At 37.2% G+C, this 16,581-nt stretch carries 18 protein-coding genes and 1 pseudogene; 1 reads left to right on the top strand and 18 read right to left on the bottom strand.

Going from position 1 to position 16,581, the window contains the following annotated elements; translation table 11 throughout:
• Positions 1-37: 37 nt before the first annotated feature.
• From HMPREF0623_RS07170 to HMPREF0623_RS07110, 13 genes and pseudogenes are all read right to left on the bottom strand, one after another.
• A pseudogene (locus HMPREF0623_RS07170) lies at positions 38-388 on the bottom strand (type II toxin-antitoxin system PemK/MazF family toxin).
• Positions 369-536 (bottom strand): antitoxin of toxin-antitoxin stability system, encoded by a 168-nt coding sequence (locus tag HMPREF0623_RS07165; protein WP_229091709.1) that lies wholly within the window; start codon positions 534-536, stop codon positions 369-371. Before HMPREF0623_RS07165 ends, HMPREF0623_RS07170 begins: the two are co-directional and overlap by 20 nt.
• Positions 537-908: 372 nt before the next feature.
• Entirely contained in the window at positions 909-1,811 is a 903-nt protein-coding gene (locus HMPREF0623_RS07160; protein WP_002830615.1) for an endonuclease/exonuclease/phosphatase family protein, read from the bottom strand.
• A 263-nt stretch (positions 1,812-2,074) separates the two neighbouring features.
• Positions 2,075-2,968, bottom strand: a complete 894-nt coding sequence (locus tag HMPREF0623_RS07155) for a ketose-bisphosphate aldolase (protein ID WP_002830616.1) — start codon at positions 2,966-2,968, stop codon at positions 2,075-2,077.
• Positions 2,969-3,005: 37 nt separating this feature from the next.
• The gene (locus HMPREF0623_RS07150; protein WP_002830618.1) at positions 3,006-3,869 is read right to left on the bottom strand and encodes a class II fructose-bisphosphate aldolase; all 864 of its coding nucleotides are present in this window, start codon (positions 3,867-3,869) and stop codon (positions 3,006-3,008) included.
• A 13-nt stretch (positions 3,870-3,882) separates the two neighbouring features.
• The gene (locus HMPREF0623_RS07145; RefSeq protein ID WP_002830619.1) at positions 3,883-4,971 is read right to left on the bottom strand and encodes a PTS fructose transporter subunit IIC; all 1,089 of its coding nucleotides are present in this window, start codon (positions 4,969-4,971) and stop codon (positions 3,883-3,885) included.
• A 4-nt stretch (positions 4,972-4,975) separates the two neighbouring features.
• On the bottom strand, positions 4,976-5,296 hold the full coding sequence (locus tag HMPREF0623_RS07140; RefSeq protein ID WP_002830620.1) for a PTS fructose transporter subunit IIB: 321 nt from the start codon (positions 5,294-5,296) through the stop codon (positions 4,976-4,978).
• Between the two features lie 3 nt (positions 5,297-5,299).
• Positions 5,300-5,776 carry a PTS sugar transporter subunit IIA gene (locus HMPREF0623_RS07135; RefSeq protein WP_002830621.1) on the bottom strand — a complete coding sequence of 159 codons (477 nt, stop codon included), beginning with the start codon at positions 5,774-5,776 and terminating at the stop codon, positions 5,300-5,302.
• Complete coding sequence (locus HMPREF0623_RS07130) at positions 5,745-7,238, bottom strand: BglG family transcription antiterminator (protein WP_229785792.1); 1,494 nt, start codon at positions 7,236-7,238, stop codon at positions 5,745-5,747. The genes HMPREF0623_RS07135 and HMPREF0623_RS07130 overlap by 32 nt, the downstream gene beginning before the upstream one ends.
• 159 nt (positions 7,239-7,397) lie before the next feature.
• Positions 7,398-7,874 carry a PTS system mannose/fructose/N-acetylgalactosamine-transporter subunit IIB gene (locus HMPREF0623_RS07125; RefSeq protein WP_004166505.1) on the bottom strand — a complete coding sequence of 159 codons (477 nt, stop codon included), beginning with the start codon at positions 7,872-7,874 and terminating at the stop codon, positions 7,398-7,400.
• The gene (locus tag HMPREF0623_RS07120) at positions 7,846-8,289 is read right to left on the bottom strand and encodes a PTS sugar transporter subunit IIA (protein ID WP_004166504.1); all 444 of its coding nucleotides are present in this window, start codon (positions 8,287-8,289) and stop codon (positions 7,846-7,848) included. Before HMPREF0623_RS07120 ends, HMPREF0623_RS07125 begins: the two co-directional genes overlap by 29 nt.
• A gap of 7 nt (positions 8,290-8,296) precedes the next feature.
• Positions 8,297-9,973 carry a PTS system mannose/fructose/sorbose family transporter subunit IID gene (locus tag HMPREF0623_RS07115; RefSeq protein ID WP_004166503.1) on the bottom strand — a complete coding sequence of 559 codons (1,677 nt, stop codon included), beginning with the start codon at positions 9,971-9,973 and terminating at the stop codon, positions 8,297-8,299.
• Between the two features lie 25 nt (positions 9,974-9,998).
• Positions 9,999-10,712 carry a transaldolase gene (locus HMPREF0623_RS07110; RefSeq protein WP_002830625.1) on the bottom strand — a complete coding sequence of 238 codons (714 nt, stop codon included), beginning with the start codon at positions 10,710-10,712 and terminating at the stop codon, positions 9,999-10,001.
• Positions 10,713-10,885: 173 nt separating this feature from the next.
• Here HMPREF0623_RS07110 and HMPREF0623_RS07105 point away from each other — a divergent pair, with 173 nt between their 5' ends.
• Positions 10,886-11,908: a LacI family DNA-binding transcriptional regulator gene (locus tag HMPREF0623_RS07105; RefSeq protein ID WP_002830626.1), complete on the top strand. Its 1,023-nt coding sequence runs from the start codon at positions 10,886-10,888 to the stop codon at positions 11,906-11,908.
• 92 nt (positions 11,909-12,000) lie between these two features.
• On the opposite strand, the gene HMPREF0623_RS07100 is transcribed toward HMPREF0623_RS07105, so the two are convergent.
• The 5 genes from HMPREF0623_RS07100 to agaC all read right to left on the bottom strand — a co-directional run bounded on the left by HMPREF0623_RS07100 (position 12,001) and on the right by agaC (position 16,547).
• On the bottom strand, positions 12,001-13,674 hold the full coding sequence (locus HMPREF0623_RS07100) for a DUF2075 domain-containing protein (protein WP_004166502.1): 1,674 nt from the start codon (positions 13,672-13,674) through the stop codon (positions 12,001-12,003).
• Between the two features lie 213 nt (positions 13,675-13,887).
• The gene (locus tag HMPREF0623_RS07095; protein WP_002830628.1) at positions 13,888-14,364 is read right to left on the bottom strand and encodes a hypothetical protein; all 477 of its coding nucleotides are present in this window, start codon (positions 14,362-14,364) and stop codon (positions 13,888-13,890) included.
• 129 nt (positions 14,365-14,493) lie between these two features.
• Entirely contained in the window at positions 14,494-14,925 is a 432-nt protein-coding gene (locus HMPREF0623_RS07090) for a PTS sugar transporter subunit IIA (protein ID WP_004166501.1), read from the bottom strand.
• 25 nt (positions 14,926-14,950) lie between these two features.
• Positions 14,951-15,751 carry a PTS galactosamine transporter subunit IID gene (agaD, locus tag HMPREF0623_RS07085; protein WP_004166500.1) on the bottom strand — a complete coding sequence of 267 codons (801 nt, stop codon included), beginning with the start codon at positions 15,749-15,751 and terminating at the stop codon, positions 14,951-14,953.
• A complete protein-coding gene (agaC, locus tag HMPREF0623_RS07080; protein ID WP_004166498.1) occupies positions 15,741-16,547 on the bottom strand; it encodes a PTS galactosamine transporter subunit IIC in 807 nt (268 codons plus the stop codon). Before agaC ends, agaD begins: the two co-directional genes overlap by 11 nt.
• Positions 16,548-16,581 lie beyond the last annotated feature (34 nt).

The raw sequence follows: 16,581 nt of genomic DNA, 5'->3' as shown, positions 1-16,581 counted from the left end.
GTCACTTTTTAAATAACAACCTGTTTACCATAATTAACTAATCCATGATGTTTAAAATGCATTGCCGAACTTCGACAAAGGCGGGCGTCGGAAGCAAATCAAGCTTACGTGCATGCCGTTTTCTAAAATCGTACGTAAAAAATTATAACGGATTCACGTACCCGCTAACTTTCGCACTCACCACTGGTACGAAAAAGTCTTTTAGCTGATGATTATTAGCGTGAGTAATGGGGGCAATTATCACTAAGCCCGTAACTTGACTATATCCCCAATTACTAATTACTAGCGCTGGACGACGTTTCTTAATTTCCTTTCCCACTGCCGGACCAAAATCAATTTCAATTAAATCCTGCTTATCAGGAATGTACTCATCGTTCTGCGAGTTCATTGCTAAAAAGCTGCCCCTCACCCGCTTCTTTTTGAATGCTATTTTCATGCTCAGCAATAAAATCTGCATTTTTAAATGGGTTATCTTTTTCAGGAGCGTACACAATCATTCCGTCTCGTCCTTGATAAACTCGATATGACGTTGCCATTGGGGTAATTGATTTTGGAACGGTTAAAATACTGGAATTGCCAGATTTTATAATTTTTACGCTATCATTTGCCAATGTATTCAGCCCTTCGTCTTGTATATCTTCAGTATATACGTGCCGCCTTAAACAATTACTTTATCGCCTATTTTTATATACGTAAACCAGCAGCTTTTCCTGTATTCTACTTAAAAGGTGAGCCTATCAAAGCCATTAACAAACAGCGTTATATTGAACACTTTTATCCGGCTTTTAATAGTCTCACCTAGGGAAACTGCTTTTTCTATACCACAGCAAGCGGTTATTCTTCAAAGGCCGAATTTCAAAAAATTCTTACCAACATCAGGCAAATGCTAATAAGAATTTTTAACTTTTTTATTTAAGCGTCAAATCTGCAACCAACGGAACGTGATCTGACGCTGTCGATTTAATAGTATGGATATTAGAAATACTGATATTTTTACTTGTGATGATATTATCAATCGAATTAACATTCATGGTTGGATCTTCTCCAATAAAGGTATCCCGCCAGATTCCATCTTTACCGTTGGTAATGTTGAAATTCTTCTTGAAAGTTTTCCACTCTGTAGTATTTTGATCAGCATTAAAATCTCCCACCAAAACCTTATAAGGAGTGTTATCCTTCCTCATCGCCTTTGCCAACGCTTTAAACTGCTTTTGCCGAATCTTCGTCGACTCGTAGCTTAAGTGAGTGTTATAAAACGCAATTTTTTTGCCGTCTTTTTCAATAACCGAACGCTGATAGACCCGGGGCTCAACTAATTTTTTACCATACTTGGCAGTTAACTTATCCAAATTTTTCACCGTTGATTTTTTATCTGGATTATATTCACGATAGGCCTTTTTTAGTTTTTGGAGATGTTTCCCAGCCTCACTACTGTATAGCTTTACAGTTTTAGAATCTTTCAGTGGCAAAGCGGATACCGTTGCAATTCCATACCCACCTCCCGCGAAATCAATTGCGTTGCTGTAAAAAATGTTCTTAAAGTAATCATCCTTGAAGTTAGTTAACGTATTATATTTACTTTTACCTGAAAAACGGTGATTTTTATAATTAATCTCTTGAGTTCCAGCGATTTCTACTTGATCATTTTCCAACAGGTCTTTTTGTTTATTAGTGTCGTTTTTCTTAGGCGCCCTTAAATTATACGTTCCCACCCGGATGGTGGTGTTAGCTGAAATAATATTTTGATCTAAACTAATTCCACCTAATAATGCTAGTCCCGCGAGTAACAACTTCCACCGTGCTTTTTTCATTGTGATTCTCCTTTTTAGAAAGCGTTTTCTTTAATCTAAAAGGAATATACCAAGATTGTTAAGGAGAGTCAATTAGCGATTAAGGTATGACCAGAGCTTTTATTTGGCTATTTATTGCAAAATTATCTCCCTAAACTTTCCAGAAGTAAGTTTCTCGCGTGATTTAAAAGTACTAAAGCCACACAAAAAATCATTGCCTAATCATTAAAATTAAGCAACGATTTTGTGTTAATAGCTACTCTTTAATATTTTGTATCATTCCCTTACAACAACTGTCCCCTCCAAGGATCCATCCCTTGGTAAAGATCAGCTTTATCAAGCGAGTCAAAGAGTTCATTTTTGTGATGTACTACTTCTTTAGCTGCTTCAATTGCCTTAGGGAACAAATTATTTGGATCCCAGCCATCATCTTCTTTGAGAATTTTACGCGCTTCTTTAAAGAATGCATATTTGTAATCCGATGAAATGTTAACTTTTGAAATACCATTGTGTACGGCATCAGCAATTTGACTATCTGGGTTTGAAGATCCTCCATGCAAAACTAAAGGTATATCAACAACATCCGTAATTTGCTTTAGAATATCAATTCTGATTTTAGGCTCAACATCAGTAGGATAAATTCCATGTGCCGTTCCGATTCCCACCGCGAGGGTATCTACTCCTGTTTCATCTACGAAGCGTTCTGCATCTTCTGGCTTAGTATAGATTCCATTTTGCAAATGTTCTTTAATATGATTTCCAGTTTGTCCGATTGTACCCAATTCTGCTTCTACTGATACTCCAACTAAATGACACATATCAACTGTTTTTCTTGTAATGTCAACGTTATTTTGCCATTCTTCTAATGAAGCATCAATCATTACTGAACTAAAACCATTGTGAATCGCTCTTGCTACATTTTCTAAAGTATCACCATGATCCAAATGTAATACAAATGGTATTTTACTATTTCTAATTCGTTGTAATACGTATGCAAAGAAGTCATCTTTTGCATAGGCCATTTCTGTTGGATGTACGGCTATAATTGCTGGAGCATTGTCTTCTTCACACTGCTCAACAGCAGATTTTAATAATTCCGCATTAGATACATTGTAAGCTCCTACAGCAAAATTGTTTTTCTTAGCCACTGATAACAATTGATTCATATTAATTAACATAAAATTTTTCCTCCAATTTTTATTACAAACTTTAAATTTATAAAGTTACTGATGTCTTATTAGTTGAGCCAACAACATTGATATATTCATCAACAGCCTTTTCAGCTTCGGTCATCGTTATCTGCAGTAAATCTACATAATCCATATATCTATCCTCTTGTTGTTGTACATAGACAGCTTCCGATTGTGCTTTTAAAATATCTGACCCTACGTTAACTTTATTTATTCCCACTGTAACGGCTTTTGCAATATTGTCTTTTCCGCATCCTGATCCACCATGCATAACGAGCGGAATTCCCGTTGCCTTCTTAATTTCTTTGACGATATCAAAGTTAAACTTTGGAATAAAATCCTTAGGCATCACACCATGGGATGAGCCAAACGATATCGCTAAAGCGGTTACATTTGTTCGCCTAATAAATTTGATTGCTTCCTTTGGATCGGTATACATCTCCTGCTTTGTAAATTGGTTATTCTTCACGGCTCCCATATTACCGACTTCAGCTTCCACACCAATATTTTTAGGTAGGGCACAGTCCATAATCTCTTTTGTAATTCGAACATTATCTTTAAAATTTCCTTCTGACTGGTCAATCATAACGCCTGTAAATCCATCTACTATGCACTCTTTTACGTAATCTACCGATTTACCATGGTCAAGATTAATCGCTACGTCTACAGTAGCCAGTTTTGCCATCTTCACCACTGAAGGTAATAATATTTCTTTCGCAATATGCTTTTCCATATGTTCTTGCAGTAAATCAATAATGATGGGCGATCGTCTTTTTTCAGCTGCTTTGACCGTTGCACAAGCGCTTTCCAAATTAAAGCAGTTTATAGCTAGTACCGCATATTTTCCTCGATTAGCAGCACTTAGTATATCTTTCATCGAAACGAGCATCGCTTTCCTCCATTCAATTAATTTTAATATCGTCTAAGTCAATATTTTCTTCTTCCTCTACAACAGTTGTCTCAGATTTCTGGGTTTTTATATTCTTCTTGAGAAGAATTAGCAAGCTAGCAGTAACTACTGAACCGATTAACAATGCCAGTATAAATAGCAAAGGTTTATTCATTGCCGGCACAATGAACATCCCACCGGATGGAACAGGACTTTTAATACCCCATGACATTGATAAACCTCCACCAACTGCAGCACCAAAGCTACAACTTAGTATCATTCGAAAAAGATCTACTGCTGCAATGGGGATTACTCCTTCTGTAATCATGACAATTCCCATTGGAAAAGCGATTTTGATATTGTCAATTTCTTGGGTTGTATAAATATTTTTGTGAATAAGCTTAGATAGTACCCATGATAGCGTCACTCCAAAAGGAGGAATCATTGACGCCATTACCTTTACTGCTTCTGGTTGTTGAACGCCTTGTAACAGCATCCCATCTGCAAATAGCGATGCAACTTTATTAACCGGCCCTCCAAAATCAAAGGCCGCCATTCCACCTAAGATAAATCCAAAAATGAAGCGTGCTGAACCTTCCATACTATTAAGGAACTCCGTTAAAGCATTCGTTGCTAGTACAATGGGCTGTCCTACTATATAAAACATTAGGATTGCCATAATTACTGATGAAATTAGTGGTATCACCATCATCGGTTTTAAACCTTCTGCCCATTTCGGTACTTTTATATATTTCACCAGAAGCAACACAATCCATCCGGTAATAAATCCACCCAACATTCCGCCTAAGAATCCTGCACCGATTTTATAAGCAATCATTCCACTTAATAAACCTGGAGCAATCCCCGGACGATCAGCAATTGAATAGGCAATTGCTGCCGAAATCACTGGTGCAAGCAATCCCATCCCCCAAACGCCTAACGTTGTTAAAGCAGATGGAATACCATAACTACCATTAAAATTAGTTAATTCATGTCCTCCAGTTAAATTTCCAATAGCGATTAATAAACCCGAAGCCACCACAAGAGGAAGCATATATGAAATCGCAGTCATTGCATGCTTTTTAAGTTGCAACTTTTTCATAGCTTTATCCTCCGTTAAGGCCTAACTTCTCAACAATTGTTTTCAATAATTTGGTAGGTGCTTTTATTGCTGTATTTGTAGGTACTTCAACAACTTTTTTACCAGTAAACCGTTCTTTTCCGTTAACCTTAATATCCACGGCTAGTAAAACAAAGTCTGCTTCCTTAATATCTGTAGCTGTTAGCTCATCTTCCGTACCGATTGTTCCTTGAGTTTCCATGTGAATCTCATATCCTAATTTTTGAGCTGCCTTTACTATTTTTTCTCTAGCAATGTAAGTGTGGGCAATTCCCGACGTACATGCTGCTACACCAACAATTTTCATCAACTATCCATCTCCTTCCTTTGAATTTTTTAGTAATTTCAAAAGATCGTCTTTAGTTTTTGCATTGTGTAAATCATTAATAAAATTATCGTCTGATAAGAATCTGGCGACATTTTGGAGCAATTTAATATGAACAGTGCTTGCATCAGTATCCCGAACTGCAAACAGGATTACCACTCGGATAGGCGTTTCATCTAACGTTTCCCATGGGATATCATGTTCACTTTTACCAATCGCAATCGTAGTATTAATAACTGACTTCGACTTACCATGGGGAATAGCTACTCCTTGTCCAAGTCCAGTAATTCCTTCCTTTTCACGTAATAAGACGTCTTCCACAAATGCTTCTAAATCATTTATATTTCCCTGTTCATATAATCTTTTCGATAATTCTCTTATTACCCCCTCTTTCGTATTTGATTTCAAATTCATTTCAATTAATTTTTCATCAATCACTTGGTTTAAAATTGTCTTTTCCATTTTTCTGGCTTAACCTTTCAATCAACTTTTCAACTCTTATTTTGTCTATTTTCGTAAACATCGCATTCACTAATACGATTGGTTTATCAACAACCTTTTCGTTGGTTGCAATTGTAGTTAAAATCAAATCCACTTTACGATTCCACTTTTCTTTATTTTTCTCGTACATTCTAAAAGAAATCACATCTTCAATAACCAAATTAGGAAGCTCTTTTTCTATTTTTACTTTCAACAGCTCAGAAGTGCCTATACCGCTGGAACACATTATTAGTGCCTTCATATTATGTCCGTGTTGCTCAATAAATTTTGCAATGTATATAGCAACAAAACCAATTTCATCATCAGAAACGTTGCTACTATAGTATTCTCGGAATATTTTTTTCATTGCTATTTCGGTAGATTGAAAAATATTTGGATATTCCAATTTAATATCTTCTAAGATAGGATTTTTAATTTCTATACCATTTATAATTCGCTTAAACATTGGCTCCACATGAAGCAATAAATCTTCCTCAATGCCATCTCCTTGAATGGTTATCTTTAAAATTTCAGAAATGTTTTTAAGAAGTAGCCTAGTTAAATTAATGAACTTTAATTCTTTATCTTTAGATTCAGAGATTAACCTTGCAGAATTCAAATATTGAAAAATGTAATATTTTTCAATCAGAGGCATTTTTAAACTAATATAATCTCCCAAAGTATCAACAATGTGCCCAGCTACTGCCGATAACTTTTGGTTGTTTTCTAGCATTTCTTTTTCTACGGTGCTAATTGGTTCTCCAAATTCAAACTTTATATTTTTACTTTTATATCGTTTAATTAAAATACATAAATGATAAAAAAGGTTCACGTTATACGGGAAAGAGATCGGAGACCGCAGTTTATGTTCGATATAATCCATTTGTCCAACAACGAAATCCCGATCTCGTTTAGCTAAATTTGGTATTTCTGTCCCAATTGAACTATAATCATCCACCTCCCATTTATTAACTAGTCGAATTATTAATTTTCGGATTGTCGATTCGTTTCCCTGTACCCTTAGCGTTCGGTCTCTGTTAATCAACAGCACTCCTTTTTTATTTAGCTGTTGCTTTAATATCGCTATATCAGTACTAACAACAGATTCACTAATATAAAAGTTTTCAAATAATGTGTTAATTCCAATTTTTTCCGGCGATTTAAACAGCAGTTTTAATAAAACTTCTTTTCTTCGTTCTATAGGAGAATACGCTTTAAAATTTTTCAATATATGCGCATTTCTTAAAAATGCTTCGTAATTAAGTTTGTATCCGCGTCCCTTCTTAGAACGTACTAATTCTCCTCCCGTATTTGAATTTATTCTTTTAATCATTCTAATTATCGATCGATTTGATACATGAAGTAACGAAGCAAGTTGGTTTGATGTCACATATGCGTCACTTTTAGCTAGCGAATAAATTATTTGTGTTTCTTTTTTATCCACCCGTTTCACCTTCTTCTTCATGGCCACAACCATATTATTTCATTTGGAACATGTCCGTGCTTATTACTAACTGTCACCTGTAGATGACAATTTATGATATATAAAAAGACTTCAAAGCGTCACCGCCTTGAAGTCTCTGAATCTAAGGGTTCATCACTATTATTTGTTTAGAATATCTTTTAGGTTCACTTTTTCATTTTGTGGCATAATTTGGATAAATGCGTCCACGCCTTTTTCAATTAAACGCTTAAAGGATTCATTTTCTTCTGCATTAGTTGAAATAGTATGATAAAGCCGCTCGCGCCCCTCCTTGGCTCCCATACCACCTAAATCAATTTCATCAATGTTAATGCCGTTATCAACCATATATTCTAGCGTTTGGGGGGTTTTAGCCAAAATAATGGTGGGTGCTTCTAATGGTTCTGAGAAAAAAGTTACCGCGTCTTCTTTAGAAAAGATTCCAATTGCAATATTATCAGGTACCGCGTTTTCTAAAACATTAATCATAAAGTCATCCTTGGCTACTCCATCATCAACAATTACTACTTGATCCGCACCTTTGTTCTTAATCCATGCAGTCATTACTTGCCCATGAATTAACCGATCATCAATTCTTGTTAAGACTAAGTTTTCCATGTTTTCTTCCTCCTTGTTTAAAATTCAAATTTACATTTTCAATATTTGTCGACTCTGAACTTGTAGCTAACGTTGCTAACTCATCCAATGATGTTTCGGCAGTTCTCGTCGTGACTAAGGTAATCACCATTGGTACGTTCATTCCGGTAATCAACTTCATTTTAAATTTTTGACTTAAATATGCTGCTGAATTGTATGGCGTTCCACCCTTTAAATCGCAGAGCACTAAAACTCCATTAGTTGCATCGTAATTTTCAGATAAGCTTTCTTGTAACCGATTCCGAAACTCCTCAGGATTCTCTCCACGCTCTAAAGATAGAGAGGTAATGCCTTCTTGAGGTCCAGCAATCATTTCAATGCTTTCTAAAAGTCCTTTACTAAATGGTCCATGACTAATTAAAAATATTTTTACCATAATTTCCTCACTTAACTACTCCTAAAAGATTTAGGTATGAAAGAGCAATACCAATTATAAAAATTCCAAGAATTATCCACGTTGGGTTAACCTTTTTGGCAACCAAACGCCAAACGATTAAAGTAATTGCTAACGGTATTAATCCCGGAGCCAGCGTATTCAAAATCTCTTGTAACTTCATCGTGCTTTTTCCGATTGACCAAACTAACGGCGTATCCACCGTTATCCGGGTTGCTGCCATAGTCCCCACTACCATTAAACCTACAATACTGAAAGCATTTGTAACTTTATCGATGATTCCATTCTTCAAAATGGTAATTACAGAGCTCTTCCCTTTCTTATAGCCAAACATAAACATCAGGTAACCAATCGTGTAAATAATTGCTTCAAAAACTACCGTAAAGAAGACCGGGCCAATAAAGTTATGATCCAAAGCCATTGTTGCACCAATACTAGCTAAAATCGGAAAAATAATTCCTTGTTGGACTGTATCACCAATCCCTGCTGCTGGTCCCATTAGTCCAGTTCTAACACCGTTGATATCCTCTGCGCTAACGTTTTGTCCATTTGCTCGAGCTTCTTCCATTGATAAAGCCACTCCGTGAATAATTGGGCCAACCATGTGTGGTTCTGTATTAAAAAACACTATGTACTTTTTCAATTCTTCGGCTTGCTTTTGAGGATCACTATAAAGTTTCCGAATCGGATACAACATCATGTTAGTAAGTCCTAAAGCTTGCAAACGTTCATAATTATAAGCAGCTTCATCTGATTGTTGCCATAACCACGTCTTGATCAAATCCCGTTTATTCAATTGAACTTTGTAATCGTCAGTAGTAATCACACTTGCGCTATCCGTGGAGTTAGCAGCTGGTTGAACTGCTTCAGTAGCTCCTTTTCGATTATTCAACGTCAAGCGTTTTACCTTCTTTTCTTTAGGGCTATCTTCTTTCTTTTTCGCTGTTTGACTAACAAAAATCAAAAAGGCAATTGCTGCTGAAAAGATTGCTACTGCCGTTGTATCAAGTTTTAGATAAACTGCTAGGAAAAATCCAATGAAGAAATATGCGTTTAAACTCTTCTTTCCTAAATAGCTTAATAGCATTGCGATTCCAAGTGCCGGCATTAGACCACCAACAACTTCTAAAGCTGTGGTTAAGCTTTCAGGAATCGCATTGATTAGTGCTGTCGCCCAGCCTTTACCAAACAATACCAAGCAAAATGCTGGCAATCCATATACCAATAAAGACACAATAAATGATGGAACAAAATTTAAAAATCGAATTTGATTTACGTTACCTTCGGCCAGTGCTTTATCTGCTCTATGTACCCAAAATGAGTTTAGCGTTTGATAAATTTGGACCATTAGTAACCCTAGTAAACTAAACGGAATCGCAAATGTAACTGCCAACTTTGGGCTAGCACTAGATAAAATTGTTAGCGCCGTCCCATATATACCAGCTACCATAGTGTTACTAGGCATCACACCCCCGGCGTTAATCCATCCTAGATATACTAATTGAATATTTGCTCCTGCTAGCATCCCTAACATAGGGTGGCCCATAAATATTCCAACTAAAATACCAGTAGTTAGCGGATACGTCATGCATCGCGTAATGGGTGCAAAAAACCACCATTGCGAAATTGTCGCAAGAATTGCAACTAAAATAGCGGACAAGATCATATTTGTTTTCCTCCTTTAGTCCAGCTTAAATAATTGAAAATCCCAAATCTTTTACATCGTTATTAAAACCTTGAACAGTTTCTAAGGATAATTTCTTTAAGTCTTTTCCTACCATGCCTAATTTTTTTAATACAGGAGTTGTCACCGTAATGATATCTACTCCTAAATCAGCTGCTTGTTTAATGTTTAGTACTTCTCGACAACTAGCCCACAATAGCTTAGTGTTTCCTTTGCTTTCTTTAACCACTTGTACAGACTCTTTCATTAAATTTGTTGGATCAACGCCTGTATCAGCGACTCTCCCAGCGAAGACTGAAACAATGTTTGTAGTATTTTCACTAAATGCGGGAACTACTTCTTTAACTTGATCTATTGTTAAGATAGCGGTAACGTTGATTGAAACACCCTGCTCTGACAGCTCTTTAATTAGAGGAACTGATGATTCACCCTTGGTATTGGTAATCGGAATTTTCACAAAAACATTTTTTCCTAATTCTGCCAATTTAAGCGCTTCCATTTTCATGGTTTTAAAATCATCAGAAAATACTTCAAATGATATTGGAAGATCACCAACTGTACTCATAACTTTTCTGGCAAACTTCATGTAATCAGTTATTCCAGCTTTTTTCATCAAACTAGGATTAGTGGTAAATCCCTTAACGTTTAATTGTTCTTTAGCTTCTACCATATCGTCTACAACTGCACCATCTGCGTAAATATCAATATCAAATAAGTCCATAATTTTACTCCTCAACTTGGGGATACCGTTCCCCCTAAAAAGATTTTTAAATAAGTGATATTATTATACGTATAATATTGTTTAATTAAGGTTACCGGTAACCTTAATTTCAGGATAAGTGTAACAGCCATCTATAATGTTTGTCAATATTTTTTTGGAGGTATTTTATAACCATGAAAAATAAAGTGTCCATTCAAGACATTGCTAACCGAGCCGGGGTTTCTAAAACTACCGTTTCCAAGGTCATTAATAATACTGGTAATATTAGCATTGCTACCAGAAATAAAATTCATGCCATAATGGATGAGCTAGATTATCAGCCCAATCGGCTTGCTTCCACGTTAAAAACCGGACACACAAAATTAATCGGAATTTTAGTACCTGATATAAGAAATGAATTCTATTCAAAAATAGTTAAAAAATGTGAAGGACTTTTATTTAAAGCAGGATACACAACCATTATTTGTAATACCGAGCGGGATTATTTTCAGGAAGAAAATTATCTAAAAGTTCTAAAAGAATTGATGGTAGAGGGAATAATTATCATTTCAGCTACTGACAGCATTAACGCTGATTTAGCCAGCCAAAATAAAAACATTGTCTACATCGATCGAGCTCCTCAATCTGATAACGAAAACATCATTAAATCTGATCACTATGCGGGAGCACAAAAAGCCACCAATGAAATCATCACAGATGGCCGAGATCCCTATTTGATTTTGTCAAAAACAAATTACTCACCAACTAGAGAGCGGACTCACGGTTTTATCGACACCCTTAAAAAGAAAACTAATATTAAAAATCCCGAAAAGCATGTTTTTAGGTTGAATGTGTCTTCAAATCAATATTTAGAAGAAAATACATTGTTGGAAGAATTCTTAATCGAACATTCTTCTGACCCACAACCCTTAGGAATCTTCGCAATTAATGATTACATTGCTTTTATGGTTGTTAAAGCAGCTGCTAAATTACACATTGCAGTCCCCCAAAAACTTAGCGTAATTGGTTTCGATGACGCTTCAATCGCCAATATTGCAACGCCAACCATAACAACTATCCACCAAAACACAACATTACTAGCTGAACAAGCTGTTGACATTCTATTACAAAACATAGGACAAAGTACTCCCACAGAGCCGCAAAAAATCATTGCCCCGATTGCGATGGTTTATCGTGAATCTTTTTTAAAAAATTAAAATCCAACAAAATAAGAGGTTGAAATTCAAATTAGAATTCAACCTCTTATTAATTAGTAATTTATCAACCTATAAATTTGTAATGTTTTACATTAATTTTGTATTTCCTGATTTTGAGCTGCTAGCAATACTTTTCTTAATTCATCATCAACGGCATAAATATAAAGCCCGTTAACTCCCCTAGTTAACAACACATTTAGCTCGTTGGGTAATAGCTGATTATATACCTTCACTTTGCTTCCATCACTTAACGTGCGATTTGATACCGCATTTTTATTCGCACTAGCATTAGGATCGTAAACGATTTTACCATCACGATATTTGACTGACGGACCAATAATTACACCACTGTAATTCAAGTCGAACCCTTGGATTGTGTAGGTAGACCCTACTTCATTAATTGTTTCTGGTCGTTCAGCCCAGGATAAATTCTTATCATTGCTTTTGGTTTGTAGATTCCACGGCAAGCTAAAATCTTCTACCGTTACTTGATATAAATCGTGATTTTTGTCCCGTTTTTCTTTAAACTCCCAGTCAAACGTAGCCAACATTCGGGAAAGCCCCTTACTTTGGTCTCGATTTTTTTCTTTGATTGCCTTATACATTTCACCTGGGCTCTTAAAGATTTTCAGTTCGTAATCTTTATCATCCCTTGGTAAATTAGTTATTCTATTTCCATAAACTAGCATTTTAATCCATTTTACAGTATCTTTTGCTGCGTTCATTCTCAATTGATTTCTTAATTTAATTAAATGGCCATTCTTCTTAGCCCGGTTCTCTAATTTTTTTAACGTTTGCCCTTCAATATATTGTTGAGTTCTAAGCATTTGATGTGGATCTAAAACTGCTATAGTAATTTTAGCACGATCCATAATATCGTTAAGCTGGTTTTTCCCTTGATAAGACTGCTTTCCTTGCGTCCACAAAAGATGAGCTTCGTCAATTAAAGCAATATCCGCCTTGTCTGTAAAATTATTGATAAACTTTGTAGGCTTCATTACTTTTTCATCAAACTTCTTTTGGATACCTAGTTTTTTAGCGATATTGTTATAGACCTTCACTTGCTGATCATGATTCACTAACATGTAGGAACTTTTCCCTTTAAATTCTTCATCTTGCCCACTAAGCAAATAAAATAATGAACTTAGTAACACTGTTTTCCCTGAACCTGCTGACCCTTCCACTAGAATTAATTGATTCTCTTTTTCTTCGTTAAGCGCTTGCTTTATATGATCCAGAATAGTGATTTCAGCATTCATTTGCTCTTCTGTCAACTTGTGAAAAGGGGAAGCTTTAAATAGCGCATTTTCTTCAATTACCTCCTCAACCGGAAATAATTGATTGTTTTCTCTATGTAACTGACGCCATATTTTTGAAAAAATAGCGTTCATCTCTTCTACAGGAAAATATTTATACTGCGGGTTAGCCCGCTTGTTGGATAAATTTTTAACGGCTTTACTACCAGTCATGTAGAGCATTAACTTGTTTTCTATATCCAGTGTTAATGATTTATTGAAATGTTCATGTCCAACCACAAACATTTTGGATCTTTTAGCATAGCGCATCTCTTGAAAATGTTCTCTTGTTCGCTGCTTAATATTATTCGTCTCTCCAACATAAACGCTATAACTATCTTTGTTTTCTGCATAAATAATGTAAACAGTTGGGTAGTCTAATAAAAGCTGTTCATTTCTTTCATCTAACAATCGTAACCCGTTTTTATTAAATGAAATTTTTTCTACAACTGGATCATTTACGTTAGCCATTTTTACACCTGCAATTAATTTTTACTAATTGTATTATACATTTTCTTTTAAAAAGGTGGGCTTAACATCTAAAATTTGCAAATTCTCCCCACAAAAAAACGCCCACCCCAAGGCAGACGCTAAACTAAAGCCCAATTCTTCCTAACCAATATAATAAAACTCACAGAATCCGCGAAGATTCCCAGAAATATTCCGACGTGGCTGCTAACCGACCTACGCCTGCCCCAGCATTTTTCGTACTGAAACCACGCTTTTAGCGCGGTGGTCGCCCAGTCTTTTTAACGGTTGTTGGGCAACAATTAATCGATGGTTTTTCATTTCAATGGTTTTTAAATCTGACACCGCTGGACTCTGTCGTCGCACGTGCGGATTCTTGTTCATCACTAGGTTACGCACATTGTCATAAGTGATCACTAGCCCGTCATGACTTTGCAAAAGCAGTTGGTCGGCAGTGACCGTGAAAGTTCCTTCATCAATAATAAATTTAGCTGGTTGTTGGTTAGCCTCGCTAACCTTAGTCCGGTTTAAAATATATCGCCCGCTTTTCCCTAAAAACAATACGTTGCTGCTTTGTGGTTCTTTATAAAAAAAGGTGCTTAGGTAAAAGTATCGTCGCTCTTGATAGATTTTAATTGCCATACCTCCAGCGATCATCGCGATTACGATCACCGCTATTCCAATGGTATCCATATTTAACAACCTCTCCAATTTAATACTTTTTCAATCATCACGGTCTCGTTTTTAAACGTTGGTGCACAGAGCAATTTAAACCAACCCATTTCGAAAATGCCGCTCCGTCGATCTGCCGAGTTCCCCCTGCTAAATCCCATCATCCAGGTCCGCATTTCGGCTAATCGGAGCGTTTGGGTCAAACCTTTTAATGCTTGCGTGACTGGTGCTAATTAAGGCGTTGGCCAACTGGTGCGCGTTCCCAAACGTTTGGAACATGGTTTCCATCAACGAAGCCAAATTACATCCCGCGACCACTTGCAATTGCGTCGCGTCTGCTGCCAAAGTAGCCGCCACGTTGTACGGCGTTCCACCAGCTAAATCAGTAAAGAACACGGTTTCCTCAAAAGGTGCAGCACCTAAGGCTTGGATGAATTCTTGATGTAAATCTTGGTCGCTCATCCCGGTCGTAAAATCAATAAATCGCCAATTTTCCGGCACCTTAATCAGTAAACTTAGGGCCGCTTGAATTCCAGACGCAAATTTGCCGTGGCCACTAACAATTACTTTAATCTCGTTCATCAATTATCTCCGTTTTATTCGCTAATCACATCCAACCAATTGCCGCCATAACAATTGACAAGGCAAAGGTCACCACGATCAACCAAATCGGGCTAATGTTCTTTCGCAGCAACCAAAACAGTAAGAATACAAAGGCAAATGGCAAAATGTTGGGAAAAATCTTGTCTAGAAGTTGCTTTTGCAGGTCAATAACGGTGTTCCCGGCCCCAATTTTAATAGTCAATTGCATCTTTACGTACGACGCAATTAGGGAACCAATTACGGTCAATCCCAGAATAGAAGCAACGTGCGAAATGACCGTCGAATTTTCTTGGATTACGTCAATGGCTTTGGTTCCTAGGTTGTACCCAAGATGAGCCAGGGGCGCCCGGGACCAGAAGAGGAAGAGGTAAACCACGAAGAAGAGGATGGGACCAAAGACGTTTCCGTTTTTAGCAATTGAAGCGCTAATCCCGCCCACAATCGGCATAATGGTGAACCAAAAAATTGCATCCCCGATTCCAGCCATCGGCCCGAACAACGCGTTCTTCAACCCCTTAATAGTGGTAGAATCAACGTGCTCTTCTTCCATGGTTAACAGCAGCCCCATGAGAATGGGGTATAACGGTGGCGAGCTGTTAATAAATTCCATGTTGTCGGTCATTACCCGCTTTAACCCCTCGGGATCGTCACGATAAATTTTCTCCCAATAGGGCAGCTGTGCCCACGTCCATCCTGGCGAATGCATCCGTTCGTAAGAAAACGAAGCCTGTACTAGGTTAGAACGAATACCGAGCATTGAAATTTCATGATTGCTGAAAATGGATTTTTTATTCTTAGATACCATCGTCCATGCCACCTCCTTGCGAACGGGCAGAAAGGTCCTTGATTTGGGCCTTTAAAGCCATGTTTTCCCGGGTCCGGAAGTATTCAATCGCGGCAAAAACGCCCCCGATCAACGCTACCGGTAACACGTTTGAAAATGGAATCATGCTGGCGATTACAAATCCCAAGACTAAGTACGGCATATATTTAGGTTTCAGCATTACCTTAAGCAGCATTGCAAAACCAACCGCAGGTAAGATCCCACCAGCCAATTCAAAGCCGTGAGTCAACCAATGCGGCATCGAATTTACTAAAGCGTGCATTGGAGTTTGCGCAGCGTAGGCACTGAGGAAAGCTACCACGCCAAACGAAACGATGACAATCGTTAGCGGAATAAAATTAAGCCGTTTGAAATCACGGGCATTGCCTTCCGCTGCGTATTGGTCAAATTTAGACATGAATAGGGAAAATGATGAATAGAAGAATAGCAAAATATACTGCATGAGCATCGCAAATGGCAACGATAAGCCAATCGCGGTGGTGGGGTTAGTATTATTCGTGGCCGCAATTACTACGGTCATGATCCCGCATAAAACTGTGTTAGGCGGTTGAGTTCCTCCCGCCGGAGTTAGTCCAGCAAAGGCTAATTCAGTCAGCCCGCCGGCAATAACCCCCAATTGTAAATCTCCTAAAATCAAACCAGTAATCGTACAGACAATGATGGGCCGGAAAATGAATAAGGCTTGCAGCCAAGCATCAAGGCCGGAAATCATTGCCCAAATCGCAATTAAAATACCTTGTGTGAGAGTAACCGACATTTATTTTCACCTCTCTTGATAAGCAGCGCGCAGT

Source organism: Pediococcus acidilactici DSM 20284 (genome assembly GCF_000146325.1).
Classification (GTDB): domain Bacteria; phylum Bacillota; class Bacilli; order Lactobacillales; family Lactobacillaceae; genus Pediococcus; species Pediococcus acidilactici.
Note: the sequence above shows the minus strand (reverse complement) of the source record. Positions and strands in the feature narration are given on the sequence as shown.

Excerpts from the sequence above, each read along its gene's own strand:
- HMPREF0623_RS07095 (WP_002830628.1), bottom strand. The coding sequence starts at position 14,364 with ATGGATACCATTGGAATAGCGGTGATCGTAATCGCGATGATCGCTGGA.
- HMPREF0623_RS07150 (WP_002830618.1), bottom strand. The coding sequence starts at position 3,869 with ATGCTCGTTTCGATGAAAGATATACTAAGTGCTGCTAATCGAGGAAAA.
- HMPREF0623_RS07115 (WP_004166503.1), bottom strand. The coding sequence starts at position 9,973 with ATGATCTTGTCCGCTATTTTAGTTGCAATTCTTGCGACAATTTCGCAA.
- HMPREF0623_RS07155 (WP_002830616.1), bottom strand. The coding sequence starts at position 2,968 with ATGTTAATTAATATGAATCAATTGTTATCAGTGGCTAAGAAAAACAAT.
- HMPREF0623_RS07165 (WP_229091709.1), bottom strand. The coding sequence starts at position 536 with ATGGCAACGTCATATCGAGTTTATCAAGGACGAGACGGAATGATTGTG.
- HMPREF0623_RS07160 (WP_002830615.1), bottom strand. The coding sequence starts at position 1,811 with ATGAAAAAAGCACGGTGGAAGTTGTTACTCGCGGGACTAGCATTATTA.
- HMPREF0623_RS07120 (WP_004166504.1), bottom strand. The coding sequence starts at position 8,289 with ATGGTAAAAATATTTTTAATTAGTCATGGACCATTTAGTAAAGGACTT.
- HMPREF0623_RS07135 (WP_002830621.1), bottom strand. The coding sequence starts at position 5,776 with ATGGAAAAGACAATTTTAAACCAAGTGATTGATGAAAAATTAATTGAA.
- HMPREF0623_RS07100 (WP_004166502.1), bottom strand. The coding sequence starts at position 13,674 with ATGGCTAACGTAAATGATCCAGTTGTAGAAAAAATTTCATTTAATAAA.
- HMPREF0623_RS07145 (WP_002830619.1), bottom strand. The coding sequence starts at position 4,971 with ATGAAAAAGTTGCAACTTAAAAAGCATGCAATGACTGCGATTTCATAT.
- HMPREF0623_RS07125 (WP_004166505.1), bottom strand. The coding sequence starts at position 7,874 with ATGGAAAACTTAGTCTTAACAAGAATTGATGATCGGTTAATTCATGGG.
- HMPREF0623_RS07110 (WP_002830625.1), bottom strand. The coding sequence starts at position 10,712 with ATGGACTTATTTGATATTGATATTTACGCAGATGGTGCAGTTGTAGAC.
- HMPREF0623_RS07090 (WP_004166501.1), bottom strand. The coding sequence starts at position 14,925 with ATGAACGAGATTAAAGTAATTGTTAGTGGCCACGGCAAATTTGCGTCT.
- HMPREF0623_RS07105 (WP_002830626.1), top strand. The coding sequence starts at position 10,886 with ATGAAAAATAAAGTGTCCATTCAAGACATTGCTAACCGAGCCGGGGTT.
- agaD (WP_004166500.1), bottom strand. The coding sequence starts at position 15,751 with ATGGTATCTAAGAATAAAAAATCCATTTTCAGCAATCATGAAATTTCA.
- agaC (WP_004166498.1), bottom strand. The coding sequence starts at position 16,547 with ATGTCGGTTACTCTCACACAAGGTATTTTAATTGCGATTTGGGCAATG.
- HMPREF0623_RS07140 (WP_002830620.1), bottom strand. The coding sequence starts at position 5,296 with ATGAAAATTGTTGGTGTAGCAGCATGTACGTCGGGAATTGCCCACACT.